At 49.4% G+C, this 13,190-nt stretch carries 13 protein-coding genes; 3 read left to right on the top strand and 10 right to left on the bottom strand.

Going from position 1 to position 13,190, the window contains the following annotated elements; genetic code table 11:
* From A1OO_RS11600 to A1OO_RS11555, 10 genes are all read right to left on the bottom strand, one after another.
* Positions 1-1,248 (bottom strand): MGH1-like glycoside hydrolase domain-containing protein, encoded by a 1,248-nt coding sequence (locus tag A1OO_RS11600; protein ID WP_016959992.1) that lies wholly within the window; start codon positions 1,246-1,248, stop codon positions 1-3.
* A gap of 54 nt (positions 1,249-1,302) precedes the next feature.
* Positions 1,303-2,547 (bottom strand): carbohydrate ABC transporter permease, encoded by a 1,245-nt coding sequence (locus A1OO_RS11595; RefSeq protein ID WP_017003120.1) that lies wholly within the window; start codon positions 2,545-2,547, stop codon positions 1,303-1,305.
* Positions 2,544-3,806, bottom strand: a complete 1,263-nt coding sequence (locus A1OO_RS11590) for a carbohydrate ABC transporter permease (RefSeq protein ID WP_017003119.1) — start codon at positions 3,804-3,806, stop codon at positions 2,544-2,546. The genes A1OO_RS11595 and A1OO_RS11590 overlap by 4 nt, the downstream gene beginning before the upstream one ends.
* A 232-nt stretch (positions 3,807-4,038) precedes the next feature.
* On the bottom strand, positions 4,039-5,397 hold the full coding sequence (locus tag A1OO_RS11585; protein WP_017003118.1) for an ABC transporter substrate-binding protein: 1,359 nt from the start codon (positions 5,395-5,397) through the stop codon (positions 4,039-4,041).
* Between the two features lie 35 nt (positions 5,398-5,432).
* Positions 5,433-6,530: a substrate-binding domain-containing protein gene (locus A1OO_RS11580; RefSeq protein ID WP_017003117.1), complete on the bottom strand. Its 1,098-nt coding sequence runs from the start codon at positions 6,528-6,530 to the stop codon at positions 5,433-5,435.
* A gap of 373 nt (positions 6,531-6,903) precedes the next feature.
* Positions 6,904-7,377 (bottom strand): 2TM domain-containing protein, encoded by a 474-nt coding sequence (locus tag A1OO_RS11575; RefSeq protein ID WP_017003116.1) that lies wholly within the window; start codon positions 7,375-7,377, stop codon positions 6,904-6,906.
* A 209-nt stretch (positions 7,378-7,586) separates the two neighbouring features.
* Positions 7,587-8,243, bottom strand: coding sequence for an alpha/beta hydrolase (locus A1OO_RS11570; RefSeq protein WP_017003115.1), 657 nt, complete (start codon positions 8,241-8,243; stop codon positions 7,587-7,589).
* A gap of 229 nt (positions 8,244-8,472) precedes the next feature.
* Positions 8,473-8,988, bottom strand: a complete 516-nt coding sequence (locus A1OO_RS11565) for a transcription termination/antitermination NusG family protein (RefSeq protein ID WP_241819103.1) — start codon at positions 8,986-8,988, stop codon at positions 8,473-8,475.
* Between the two features lie 208 nt (positions 8,989-9,196).
* Positions 9,197-9,619 (bottom strand): GNAT family N-acetyltransferase, encoded by a 423-nt coding sequence (locus A1OO_RS11560; protein WP_016959984.1) that lies wholly within the window; start codon positions 9,617-9,619, stop codon positions 9,197-9,199.
* Positions 9,620-9,663: 44 nt separating this feature from the next.
* The gene (locus A1OO_RS11555) at positions 9,664-10,017 is read right to left on the bottom strand and encodes a hypothetical protein (protein WP_026023824.1); all 354 of its coding nucleotides are present in this window, start codon (positions 10,015-10,017) and stop codon (positions 9,664-9,666) included.
* 226 nt (positions 10,018-10,243) lie between these two features.
* Between A1OO_RS11555 and A1OO_RS11550 the strand changes: the two genes are divergently transcribed.
* The 3 genes from A1OO_RS11550 to A1OO_RS11540 are packed head-to-tail and all read left to right on the top strand — an operon-like array spanning position 10,244 to position 13,105.
* Entirely contained in the window at positions 10,244-11,947 is a 1,704-nt protein-coding gene (locus A1OO_RS11550; RefSeq protein WP_017003113.1) for a vWA domain-containing protein, read from the top strand.
* A gap of 19 nt (positions 11,948-11,966) precedes the next feature.
* Positions 11,967-12,512: a sigma-70 family RNA polymerase sigma factor gene (locus A1OO_RS11545; protein WP_016959981.1), complete on the top strand. Its 546-nt coding sequence runs from the start codon at positions 11,967-11,969 to the stop codon at positions 12,510-12,512.
* On the top strand, positions 12,509-13,105 hold the full coding sequence (locus tag A1OO_RS11540) for a hypothetical protein (protein WP_017003112.1): 597 nt from the start codon (positions 12,509-12,511) through the stop codon (positions 13,103-13,105). Before A1OO_RS11545 ends, A1OO_RS11540 begins: the two co-directional genes overlap by 4 nt.
* Positions 13,106-13,190 lie beyond the last annotated feature (85 nt).

Raw genomic sequence — 13,190 nt, 5'->3', positions numbered from 1 at the left:
CTAGCCTCCTGCTATATCTGACAACGACCATGACAACCACACTGATGCGGTCCATGTGAAATGACCACCGCCCGCCGGTGTTCCATCGTCTGCGTTGAAATATTCTGCAAATCCAAAATTCGATATCAGCCCTGCGGTTTGTTGTCGCACCGCACGCGCCAAGACGACATGGCCTTGATCTTCCAGCCCCCAGCCAATCAATGCGTTCATGAACCCCCAAACAGGGCCGCGCCAGTAACGCATAGCATCGTATTTATCACCCGCGGGGTCATAGCTCGGCACAATGTAATGTCCGCTCGCCAACAAACGCTCGAGGTGTTCAACCATGCCGGGGCTTTCAATACCTGCAAACCAGCAAAGAAAGGAGGCATTCGACAAACTGCCTGCGAACTTACCATTGCGAAGATTGACACTGTCGAACGCTTTCATTTCTTCGTTCCAAAGCTGCATGCAGCCTTGTTCTAGCGTTGTAATCCATGCTTCCACTTCACTGACATCTTCACCGAGCATTTTGCCTATTTCGGCCAGATCACGATGACCGCGAAGCAATGTGAATGTCAGGGTAGGGTCTGCGACACGCAGTGGCCCATTCTTGGCAATTTCTTCCTCATCCCAGCCCGAGTCTCGCCCAAAATACAGCAGCGCAAGATAGCGATCGTAATCAAGCTTGGTCGGGCGCATGGAAGCATCGACGTGTGACGTATCACGACGTTTGTACTCACCGACAGCGGAGGTATCAATCGCTTCTGAGGCTTCATCCCAATCCGGTGCATTGTCTCGGCCACTTTCCCACGGGTGCGTGCTCGCAATCGCGCCAGACTCACCACGGCATTCCATGTACCAACGGTGCCATTTCACCAATGCAGGATAGAGTTTTCTAAGTTTCTCTTCGCCCAAGACGGTATCGCGCTGGTAGATTTTTCTGGCAAAGGTTGCTATCAGCGGTGGTTGGCTGATCCCCGATGAGGCAATGGGCCCTTTTCCTTGCCACACATCGGGGCCAGGGAAGTAGCCTTCATCAGGCTGATGAAACACAATGTGCGGCACCATGCCGTTGTCCCATTGCGCGGTGAATAGCGTTTCGATTTCCTGCCATGCGCGCGGCAGATCGAAGGTGGAAAAACCCAATGCTGCAAAAGCACTGTCCCAGTTCCACTGATACGGGTAAAGCCCCGCTGTTGGCACTGTGTATCCGCCACGATCATTGTCTTTCAATATATCGATAGCTTGTTGATCTAACTTTTCCATCATCGCTTCCCTAAACAGTTCGTCTCTGCATTTTTCATTTGTTCATCCACGCCGCTACTTCACCGATCCGGCAGTCAGGCCTTTCACCATAAAGCGTTCAAGCCCAAGGAAAATTAGCATGATGGGCACAGTGGCAATCACGGCCCCAGCCATTAAGTGCTGCCTTGGGATCTCGGAGCTATTGAGCATGGCGACGCCGCGAGTCAGGGTGAATTTCGACGGGTCGTCCAACAGCATGAAAGCGAGCAGGAACTCGTTCCACGCAATCATGAACACGTAAAGCGACACCGAGGCCATAGCAGGCAGGCTAAGCGGTAAGGTGATCTTCCAAATCACTTTCAACCGAGAGAGCCCATCCATCAGCCCCGCTTCTTCCACTTCGGCGGGCAAGCCACGGAAGTAACCTTGCAGCATATAAAGCGCAACTGGGATGGTGGTCACAGGGTAGATAAGCAAAATGCCAAACAGTGAATTGCGCAGGCCAAGCATGCTGAATCCGATGTAAATCGGCAGCGCCAGTACGATCATTGGCACCATATAAATCAGCAAAATGGAACGGGACATTGCCGCTTGTCCGCGAAAACGTAAACGTGCGACGGCATACGCGCCCGGTACACTGAACAACAAAGTAACAATCACCGTCGCGACGGAAACGCCAAAGGACGTCATTAGATATTCACCGAAGTTAAACTGCTCGAACAATTCGGTGTAGGAACGAAACAAGCCGAACCCTTTGTCGAGGTCGAGACTGAAATCAAGCGGATTAGCGAGCAAGGCTTGCTGACTTTTGAGGCTAGTCATCACCATGACATAAAACGGCACTGCCACAATAATGATGAAGAACAGATAGCCAAACCAGTAAAGGAAATTGATGATCGCGCCTTCAAACTCATGGCGGTCCAGCCACCCTTGTGGCGCATCAACCAACATGCGTGATAGCGGCCAAACGGTGAACAGTGCCATAACCACAAAAGCGACCGCTTGGGACAACGTATGCACTTCCAATGGCAAAGAAAACGGCTCTAACCCTGTCATGACCAGAAACAGTAGCAAGAACACTGTCGTGCCACTGACCACCAGCGCTGTTCCTTCAAGGCGATGTTGCATTCGCAGTATATACACTGCCGCAACGGCCCCAGCGATGAGCGAAGCCATCATCACGGGTGCGACGGCTGCGCCTGTCATCAGTGCGAGAGCAACAGTAACCGTAACGGCTGAACTCGCGCCCCACGCAGCGCCGATCATGGCGCACACGAAATCAGATTGGCGATACCAAATGTGTTCGGTAACGGTTCTCATAACCCCTCCTCCCTGCTGACATAACGGAAAAACAAGAACGAGAAAATCAACAAGCACGCGAAGATCACCACAGCAACCGCTGTGCCCGCGCCAATATTCGACAAGGCAAAAGCTTGCTCATACACGTTCACGGTAAGAGTACGTGTGCCTGCATTACCGCCAGTGAGCAGGAAAATGTCGTCAAATTTGTTGAAAGTCCAAATAAAGCGCAACAAGAAAAGCACAGACAAAATACCCAGTAGCTGCGGAATAGACAGATACCAGAATTGCTGGAACGGTGATGCGCCATCCATGCGTGCGGCTTCATACATATCGGCGTCAATGGATTGCATTCGCGCCAAAATGAACAAGAAAGAAAGGGGGAAGTAACGCCAAATCTCAAACACGGTGACGCTAATCAGCGCGAGGGGCTTTTCACCGAAGAAATTGATCGGCGCACTGATCGCTCCCATCTGAATCAACAGCGCATTAGCGGAACCCGAAAAGGGATCAAACAACGTCACCCAAGTAAACGCCACCGCTATCACGGGTGCGACATACGGGAACAGCATTAAGCCGCGAATAATACCTTGGCCTTTAAAGGTTTTGTTCAACAACAACGCCGCCATCATGCCCACAACAAGCGCGCCTATGGTGCCAAACACGGTGTAAAAAATGGTCACCCACAGCACTTCAGCAAATTCTTCGCTATCAAACACTTTGACGAAGTTATCCAGCGTAAAATTGGCGTTGAATAAGTCTGAGCTGCTCACCCCCGTCATTTCGGCTGGGTAATCACGCATCCCAACAGGGTTGGCAAGATAGGCTTCTTCCACCACGACGGGGATCTGGAATCTCTCTTTGTAACCCGGCGTCCAGTTACCCAGATCACAATTCAGTTCACGTGCACTGAGCGTACAATTCTCTGGCACAGACTGAACCGCTAACCCTTCTGGCAACACGTCTTTCAGTGTGACATTGTCAATTGGCTTTTCTCGTGAGCGGTTGGTGAGGCGATATTCAATCTTAATCTCATCGCCAACCGCGGTTGCTTTACCACGAAAACGCTCGTAAACATTCGGTTCAACCGGACGCAGATCAGCGAGCTGTATCGGTTTTACACTGATCCAAAAAATGGTCAGTAATGGCAGCAGCACAACCAAGGCCACTGAGATTAAAGTGGGTGATAACAGCCCCCACGCTAAACGGGTTTCACGCCGTTGCAGCGGCCCCACCCCCTTGGGCGGTTCAGGCTTGATCGTATTGATTTGTTCGCTCATCCCAATTCCTTGGATAATATCTGCCCATCAGGAGCGGGATTACCGCGCCTGTGCTAAGTAAAAATAACCCCGAGCAACCTCAAGATGTTTGTTCAGCGAGAATTTGTTGGCTTGCGGGCGCGCGCTGATTTGAAAACATAGTGGCTCTACGTTGAGAGTCAGCAACAAAGCACGGAAGCCAACAAACTCGCCCTTCGGGAGCCACGCCTCTTGAGATGACTCAGGTATCACATTATTGGATTTCGGCTAACGCCTTGTTCATGGCATCGACAGTGGAAGATGCATCGCGCTTTCCGTCGATGTATTCGCGTACCAGTCGGTTGATGGATTGGCTGTTAATCACACGAGATGCCAATGCCAACTGACCGTCTGCGACACCCCAACGTTGCGCGTTGTTCAAGCCACTCACTATCTCTTCAATCATTTCAGCTTCGTACAGCTCAGAAAGTGGCGCTTTGCGATCGACACCCACAGGCAGTTTTGACCAAGCTTCGGTATACAGCGTGGGGTTGGTTTCGTCGCCACGGCGAACTGGGAATTTTCCTTCTGGTGCGATAGCCAAGGTATTGGTGTAACCATCACTCATTGAATAGCGCACAAACGCCATGGCGTTATCAATGTCAGCATCTGTCGTGATACCGAAATAACGCACATCGCCCCATGCCGCACCATCTGGGTTAGAAGGGCCAGAGAAGCGTGTCACAATGCCCGTTTTCGAAGCCAGTTCACGACTGGTTGGATCGCTATTGATCGTCGGTGGTGCGCTATCTCGCAGGCCTGCTAGCTCATCAAGAATGAAGGGAGACCAAATGATCATGGCTGCCTTGCCTGCAAAATAGAGCTCGCGAGATTGCTTCCAATACAACTCGCCATCTGGCGATGCATTGGCAATTGCTTTGTAGAAATCGAGCACTTCTGTGGTCTTTTTCTTATCCAGCATTTGAATGCCATCTTTGTTGACAGGAGAAACACCGTTCGCAAGGAAAACATGCTCAAGCACTTGGCTCATGAAGTTTTCATCCACTTTGGTAGCGGCGACAAAGCCGAACATTTCAGGCGGGTTGTGAAGTGCTTTCAGCGCCGCGACCACATTCGCGAACGAATCAGGAGCGGCCAATTTCTTCTCGTCGAACAAATCTTTTCGGTAAACGATCATTTGCGTCCAGCCATCGACGGGTATAGCCGCGTAGCCATCAGGCACTGTGGCCATTTGCAACGCACCAGGCGCAAAGGTATCGCCACCCAATTCTTCAATGACTTCCGTGGCAGCGTCGGCGTCCAAAATGCCAGCTTCACTCCAGGGCAAGGTGTATTGAAGTGGGTGATAAATCACGTCAGGTAAATCACCGGCGGAAAACGCGGCCGTTGCTCGCGTTCCAAGATCGCTCTCGGTCACAGGGATCACTTCTACCTTGGTACCTGACAGTTTTTCAAAATCCTGCGCCATCTCTTTTTGTCGCTCAAGACGCTCAGGCTGTTCTTCCGTGGTCCAGAATCTCAACGTCTCGGCAGACACCGATGAAGCGCCAAACAACGCGGTCAACACGATACCCGCTAGCCAACGTCGCTTACCTGCTTGCTGATTGTTCATGGTTTTCTCCTTATGGTGCGCATCAATCACACTTACTACACATTGCTGCTACCGCTCTCTTCATCACTATGATCATGATGACAATGAGAACGGCGTTGTATCAGTTGGGCATCAACAAGCTCTCGTAACGCTTCCGGTTTTTCGCCACTGATTTGGCGCAGCAACAAGGTCGCAAGTTGCTCTCCGGAGTAACGCATATCCACAGAAAACGTCGTCAAAGGGGGTGATGAAAACTCACTTTCCGGTAATCCGTCGTAACCGATCACGGCCAATTCTGAGCCGATGTCTAGCCCTTTTTCTGCTGCTGCTCGGTACACACCTAGCGCAGCAATATCTAACGCGCAAACAATCGCTGTCGGGGGAGAAGGCAAATTGAGCAGAGCTGAACCCAATCGATGACCAGCGGCTTTCGTGATGCCTCCAGACACAATCAGCGATTCGTCAATCTCAAGGCCAACACTTGTGACCCCCTGTCGATAGCCATTTTCACGAAGGCGGCTGTAATTGTATTCCTGACCACCGTTAACAAACGCAATGCGTCTGTGGCCTTGTTTCGCCAGTAATTTCACTGATTCGCACATGGCTGACTCACCTCGAATATCGAAGTAGCTGACACCAGTTATGTCGGGGATTCGGCCAAAAATCACGAACGGCGCCTTGGCGTCTGTGAGTAACTGAACACGAGGATCTTCAACGCGACTTCTCGGCAAAATGAACCCATCAACTTTGTGCTCGGCAATCAAACGCGTCAGCGTAGCCAGTTCATCGTCTTCACTGTTGGCGGTCGCAACGGTTAACGTCCAGTTTTCGCGGCTCACTGCTCGGCTGATCCCATCAATGAAATTGGTCAAAAAGGGACGGTGCGCGTTGTCGTTGCCTAAATTCAACACCAGCCCAATCGCCCTAACTTGTCCTGTTTTGATCGCTTGTGCGTAGCTCAATGCGCGATACCCCATTTCCTCAGCCTTTGCTCTCACACGTTGTTTGGTTATGGGTGAAATATCAGGATAGTCATTGAGGGCACGCGATACCGTGCCTTTACTAAGGCCAAGAGCACACGCGAGATCATTAATGGTCGGTCGTCTGTTTCGTTGTGCTTTTGCCGCATTGGCCGAGCGAGAACTGAAAACCATAAATCACTCATAGTTTGTATCGTTAATTTAAAAACTATTTAACGAAACCGGTTTCGGCAAATAATTAACGTGTCAATATCGAGAAAAAATGCACCAATAAAGGGAGATGTTGTGAGTAGAGAGTGTGGCAAGGTTTGATAACGGGTTTGAAAGTAGCAGATGGTATCGTCAACAGGTCACGCGTTGAGCACCACAATTGGACATGGGAAAACTCATCATTCCTGATGTGAAATGGCAGGTCGTGACGGCGAAAGCCATCTCCCTCTTCTGCCTAAACGAAAAAAGACCAGCTTGCTTGCTGGTCCTTCAAATGAATATTTTTAGCGATGGTGTCCGCTAGATAGCGGGCGTTAGCGCGTTAATAACCAACTTACTACAGTTTACGCCCTAGCCTTTTCTCAACCTGTTTCTTTTCCCATTCTGGGCCAAAAAGATTCAGTACTTCAAAGGCGCTAAGACCGTGGGAAACAATGCCAATCCCCCACCCCATGGCTGGCCACCATGCCCAGATATAATCAGGACTGGTCATAAAGTTCAAAATGAACAATCCCGTAATAACCAACACGTAACTGACAAGGTGTGAGTAGAACCCCTTGATTTCGCGCACTTGGTTGAGAACACGCGTTTCTTCTTCGGTAATGTTAATGTCTGCTGTCATCTCTGGCTCCGGCTCTTTTTGAAGGTCTGATACTTGAAGTTCAAATACAGCAGCCAAAGATTTCAGTGATTCCAGTCCCGGTTTGTCTCCACGTTCGATACGTTGAATCGTGCGAACGCTAAGCCCGCTCATCTCTGAAAGCTGCTCTTGAGACCAACCGCGTTGTAACCTGAGTTTTCTGACAATCATTATTGAATCCTTTCTGCTGTGTGCCCTTTCAATCTACAAAAAACCGGAGAACACTGGCTACGACACCGCCGTGACACTTACCTGACAGTTGTTTAAAAACATAGGTTTAGCACTGTACATCACGGGCATCAACTTAGCCCGCCAGCAATGCGACAGAAAACCGACTGCACGACGAATGTAACGAAATAGCCCGGATAGGTGCCATGAAATCACAAACCCAAACGCACCGACAGCCACGCTGCAATGTCTTTTATCTGCGCCATACAGACTTGATGTTCCATGGGATACGTCGACCAATTTGGCGTAAAGCCCGCAGCGAGCAAGTCATCTCGTGCTTCTTCTCCCATTGCCGGCAATACCACAGGATCGAAACTGCCATGCATGATTTCTATCGGAAGCGCGCGATTTACTGCTGAATGCTCAATGGTGTCAGAGGTCGGAAAGTAGGTTGATAACGTGAGCAAACCTGCCAGTGGATGGGGAAAGCTCAGCGCCGCTTGATACGCGACAGCGCCGCCTTGAGAAAAGCCTGCCAGAATAATGCGCTCTGACGCAATGCCACGTGCCATTTCTCGCTCAACCAAATCAGTGACGCTTTTTGCAGATGCCAACAGTTGTTCCGTATTGAGTTTACGCCCTGCCCCCATCTCTAAAATGTCATACCACGCTGGCATGACCATACCGCCGTTGACGGTAACAGCAAGGGAGGGTGAATGCGGAAAGATAAATCGCACCGGTGCAGACGCCGGTAAACGCAGTTCGGGTAGGATAGCTTCAAAATCATGACCATTTGACCCAAGACCATGTAACCAAATCACGCTAGCCGTGGCGGCGACTTGGGGTTCCACTTCTACACATTTAAGCATTGTTGTCTGTCCATATAGATATCGTTATGCCTGGTAGACATAACGATACAGCGAAGCATTCCAAATGGCGACTGGCCGTTACCGTTAAACACTGCGCTCATTTTCAATCACCAAGATGTTGGAACAGGCAGGCAGAGGTAGAGGTAGAGGTAGAAGATTGAGAATTGAAGATTGAAAACGATGACCCATATCGCACGTAAATGACTTCACGTGCGAATGCGTGACAGGCTTAAGCGGGTGTCGGCATTTCAGTGCGAAAAACAGTCGCCATCGGAACATTTACCATAATTGAACGGTCAAGCTGTCCCACTTCCATCGCGACCGGACGCTCACCTTCACCGTCAACCAGCAAACCCGTGAGCCCCTTTAGCGGGCCGTTGATAACGGCAACCGTGACACCCTCGACAAGATTGTTGGCGATTGATGTCGATTCATCATAGTGATGAAGAATGGTTTTGATTTTCACAATGTGCGTTTCAGGGATCGCGGCGAGGTAATGACCATTTCTGATCATATGAGAGAAACCTGGCGCTTCCTTCACCTGAGCCAATCCTTCAGGCAGGGTGCGCACGAACACATGAGATTTAAACAATGGCTCATACGTCGTCTTGGTTTTAAAGCCAATCATTTGTCTAATAGCCCGACGCGGCAGATAAACGTCATACCCTTTGGCCAACAAATGTTCGAACAACATGCTCTCAGAATTGGCGTGGGTATAAACTGCATACCAGCGATAGTAATGCAATTCGCGATCTCCTATTTGGGCGAGTGCCAACAAGAAAAATACAAGGTTGGCATTTAAGGCAATGAGGATGGAACAATCAAACACTTACACGGCGGATGCCGATTTTCCGGAGCGATAATATCGCTTCAGCCCCTTACAGAGAAGCGAAAAAAAGCAATGATGAGAGATGGTTTCCTAAAGCAGGTGTGTGGATAGGATTGGTGTCACATCAATCCTTGGTGAAATGCTTGGTCAGGAAGTGCAATTGATGCTCTATGGGGTATTCGTCGAGTGACATTTTGCACTCGTATCCTAACTTTTCATAAAAAGGTTTTGCTTGAAAACTGAAGGTATCAACCATAGAAGAATGACAGCCTTGCTCAATCGCATAGGCTTCCATTTTTTCCATCAGTGTCTGACCAATCCCTTTGCCGCTCAATGATGGCTCGACCCAGAGAAAACGAATGTACATCCAATTCCCCCATAGGCGAGAAACAATACCGCCAACGCGAACGCCCTTATCATCAACCGCATACATGCCGATGTGTGTTTCTTTTATATGATCAACAAACGGGTCGTTGAAGGCGCGAAGTCCAACAAGCACATCATCAATATCTAGCTTGCTGGGGTCGACTACAATCTGATAATTCATCACACCTCCTTGTGCGAAAAGCGAAAGCTTGGAAGACAATCCCGCTAAGCGCTCTGGTGCTCTTCGGCAATGGCCTGCTTCAACTGTTTAATGCGCGTTTCTTTATAGCCAAAAATACCAAACATCGCGATGGTGACGCCCAAACAGGTATAAAGCTGAACTTGCGTGTACACGTTGAAGTTTGAGATCAGGAAGAACAGCATCAATGCCATCAGAACAACCTGAATGATCCAACGCGATTTGTCATTGAAGTTGAACGTTTTACTTTCTTCGTCGTACTTAACGTGGACACGGCCAACAAGAAAGCCGAGGTTTATCAGCAAACCGTCGTTATCTGTCGCTTCTTTATAATCAATACGGTTTAACGCCAAGTATTTTTCCAGACCTTTCAGATCCATGAATTCGTTCTCCTTCAAACGCAAAAAGGCAGAAAACAACGTCATAGGTTTCACAACCACCTAGGTTTCCTGCTCGGCGAGATAATACCAGAACGCCAGACGCACAGCAGTGCCTAATGCGCAGAACAGCCCCGCAGTGCTCACACAAAAAAGTGAGAAAATATTTCACCCCTTTCAGAGACTCGCCCGTTTATATCGAAAAACCCACGATAAAAAGGATCGGGATATGAAGCGTAATCAAGTCTCTATTGCTGTTGCAACAGCACTCACGGTTATCATTGGCTGCTCAGAATCTATCAATGACAACACACCAAACGTTAAAGAAACGCCCACCCCTGCCATTCAGGAAGAAGCCTTGGTGTCGCAAGTGGAAGTGGAAGCAGTAGAAGCCGATGCCATTCAAGTCATGCCATCTTCTCCAACAGCAAAAATCGCCTATCACCGTGCTGCGCATAAACAGTTGGCGGTGATGTCGATGCCAAACCCTGCCCCTTACCTTGCCGATCCATTCTTCGAGCCAGAAAATCGCGATAAGTATCTCGACACCCCGAGCAATATCACCCATTTGGTCGCGACTACCCCGTTATCGACCTTTTCAGTCGATGTCGACACAGGTAGCTACGCCAATGTGCGCAGCTACCTCAAGATGGGAAATACGCCACCCGCGGATGCCATTCGCGAAGAAGCTTTCATCAACTACTTTGACTACAACTACCCTGCGCCGTCCACCAAGGTTCAACCGTTTTCAGTCAACACTGAGCTGGCATCAGCGCCTTGGAATGCTGAACGTCAACTCTTGCGTATTGCACTCAAAGGCTATGACATTCCTATCAACGAGCGAAAACCCTCAAATCTCGTGTTTCTGGTTGATGTCTCCGGCTCAATGAACGAACCCAACAAACTGCCCTTGCTAGTACAAAGCCTTTCTCTGATCGCGAAGAACCTTGGCAGCGACGACAAAGTCAGTCTGGTGACATACGCCGGCAACGCTTCCGTGGTGCTTGAACCGACGCAAGGTGATGATCAACAAGCCATCATCAACGCCCTGAAAAGCCTTCAAGCAGGAGGTGGCACATATGGTGAAAGTGGCATTAAGCTCGCCTATCAACAAGCAAAGAATGGCTTTATCAAAGACGGGGTTAATCGCGTTATTTTGGCGACCGATGGTGATTTCAATGTCGGCGTCACCAGCCTGGACGCACTGAAAGATTTGGTGGAAGAGGAACGTGAAAACGGTATTTCTCTGACCACGATTGGATTTGGACGCGGAAACTACAACGACGCCATGATGGAGCAACTGGCCAATATCGGTGACGGCAACCATGCCTATATCGATACCCTGCATGAAGCACAGAAAGTGCTATTACGTCAGATGAGCGGCACACTGCAAAGCATTGCATCAGACGTGAAAATTCAAGTCGAATTTAACCCTAACACCGTCAAAGAATACCGTTTGATCGGCTATCAAAACCGCAAACTACGAGATGAAGATTTTAAAAACGACAAGGTTGATGCCGGAGAGATTGGTGCAGGCCATACTGTCACCGCGCTTTATGAGGTGACACTCGTTGGCGACCAAGGCCGCATTGACGATCTTCGTTATCAGGTCAATACATCTGGCAAAGCCGGCTTTGGTGACGAACTGGCGCAAGTCAAAGTCCGATACAAACTGCCGGGCGAAGAACAAAGCAAGCTCACCACCCAATTGGTGAACAACAATAATGGCAAACGCCAGTTCACAGAAGCAAGTACCGACTTTCAGTTTGCCACCGCCGTTGCTGCCTTTGCGCAGAAACTCAAAGACAATCACTACGTGGATGGTTTAGCCTACAGTCAAATTGCTGATATCGCGCGGGAAAACCGAGGCGACGATCCGCACAACTATCGTGGTGAATTTGTCAGCTTAGTGGAGATAGCTCAGAGCCTGTAATGGACAATCAAAGCCTTTAATGAACAGTCTAACTGACGAACAACTGATGGTGAGTTTCAGCAAGGGCGAACAACGCGCCTTTGCTGAACTGTATCAACGCCATAAGAATCCGTTATATCGCTACTTCGTCAGACAACTGGGCGCGAGCCAGCATGCCCGCGCAGAAGAGCTGTATCAAGATGTTTGGTATCGTGTGATCGATAAGCGCGAAAGCTATACACCCTCGGCTAAGTTCACCACTTGGCTCTATCATATCGCCCACAATTTGGTGATTGATGAGCACCGGAAAAACCTGTCGTCTAACGCTTACGCCAAGACACTGAGCGATGAACAAAAGCACACGCCAGACATGGACGGCGATAAACCGCAAGCCATCAAAGCCTGCATGGCCTTATTGGCACCCTTGCAACGCGAGGCTTTTCTGTTGCGCCACGAAGCGGGGTTTGAACCCGCACAGATTTGCGAAATTTTGGGTGCAAAAGCCGAAGCCGTTAAAACACGCCTTCGCTATGCGATGGAGCAACTTCGTGAGTGCCTGACGAAAAAACTTGGAGAACGCCAATGACAGCGCCATTCAAAGATGAAGACATCGTCGCGCTGTACAAGGAAAGCGCGACTGAAACCCCAAGTGATGCCTTGGATAATCGTATTCTTGCCCATGCAACATCCGCTACTCGTAAACCCGTTCCTTGGTGGACGTATGCAGGCGTCGCCGCCACGGTCGGATTCATTGCCTTGCTCGCACCGTGGAAGTGGGTCGATCAAAGCCTGCAATCACCGGCTCATATTGAATTGATGGAAGCGCCAATACCAAAGCAGAACCTCCAGCAAGCAGAAAGCCTAGATCTGGAATCCACGATAGAGGCTGAGATAGAAATAGAAGCCGACACTGCGCCTTTGGAAGCGCGATCTCTGCTGAAATCCCAGCCAACCGAAGCCTTTAAATCGATAGATAGCCAACGCACACCACAAGCAAAATCCAGCGCGGCAATGAAAGCCAAGCTCAGTCCATTTGCAGAAGTGGAAAGCCTGCTTGCAAAGGGCGAGAAACAAAAGGCCATTGCGTTGCTTAAACAGCAACTGGACGAACAGCCAGCGTTATATGGCTCACTGCCACCTCATCTCAAACGCCTGCTTGAGGAAGAAATAAGTAATTGATAAATAACACTTAACTATATATTTCGATATTTGTAGAAATATAACAATTGACGTGATGATTTTTATTCCTATAATTCTAGAAAAA

Source organism: Enterovibrio norvegicus FF-33 (genome assembly GCF_000286835.2).
Classification (GTDB): Bacteria; Pseudomonadota; Gammaproteobacteria; order Enterobacterales; family Vibrionaceae; genus Enterovibrio; species Enterovibrio norvegicus_A.
The sequence above is the reverse complement of the archived record's forward strand: the minus strand, read 5'-3'. Positions and strand labels throughout refer to the sequence as shown.

Coding starts and splice junctions, on each gene's coding strand:
- A1OO_RS11600 (WP_016959992.1), bottom strand. CDS start 1,248: ATGGAAAAGTTAGATCAACAAGCTATCGATATATTGAAAGACAATGAT.
- A1OO_RS11595 (WP_017003120.1), bottom strand. CDS start 2,547: ATGAGAACCGTTACCGAACACATTTGGTATCGCCAATCTGATTTCGTG.
- A1OO_RS11590 (WP_017003119.1), bottom strand. CDS start 3,806: ATGAGCGAACAAATCAATACGATCAAGCCTGAACCGCCCAAGGGGGTG.
- A1OO_RS11585 (WP_017003118.1), bottom strand. CDS start 5,397: ATGAACAATCAGCAAGCAGGTAAGCGACGTTGGCTAGCGGGTATCGTG.
- A1OO_RS11580 (WP_017003117.1), bottom strand. CDS start 6,530: ATGGTTTTCAGTTCTCGCTCGGCCAATGCGGCAAAAGCACAACGAAAC.
- A1OO_RS11575 (WP_017003116.1), bottom strand. CDS start 7,377: ATGATTGTCAGAAAACTCAGGTTACAACGCGGTTGGTCTCAAGAGCAG.
- A1OO_RS11570 (WP_017003115.1), bottom strand. CDS start 8,243: ATGCTTAAATGTGTAGAAGTGGAACCCCAAGTCGCCGCCACGGCTAGC.
- A1OO_RS11560 (WP_016959984.1), bottom strand. CDS start 9,619: ATGAATTATCAGATTGTAGTCGACCCCAGCAAGCTAGATATTGATGAT.
- A1OO_RS11555 (WP_026023824.1), bottom strand. CDS start 10,017: ATGGATCTGAAAGGTCTGGAAAAATACTTGGCGTTAAACCGTATTGAT.
- A1OO_RS11550 (WP_017003113.1), top strand. CDS start 10,244: ATGAAGCGTAATCAAGTCTCTATTGCTGTTGCAACAGCACTCACGGTT.
- A1OO_RS11545 (WP_016959981.1), top strand. CDS start 11,967: ATGAACAGTCTAACTGACGAACAACTGATGGTGAGTTTCAGCAAGGGC.
- A1OO_RS11540 (WP_017003112.1), top strand. CDS start 12,509: ATGACAGCGCCATTCAAAGATGAAGACATCGTCGCGCTGTACAAGGAA.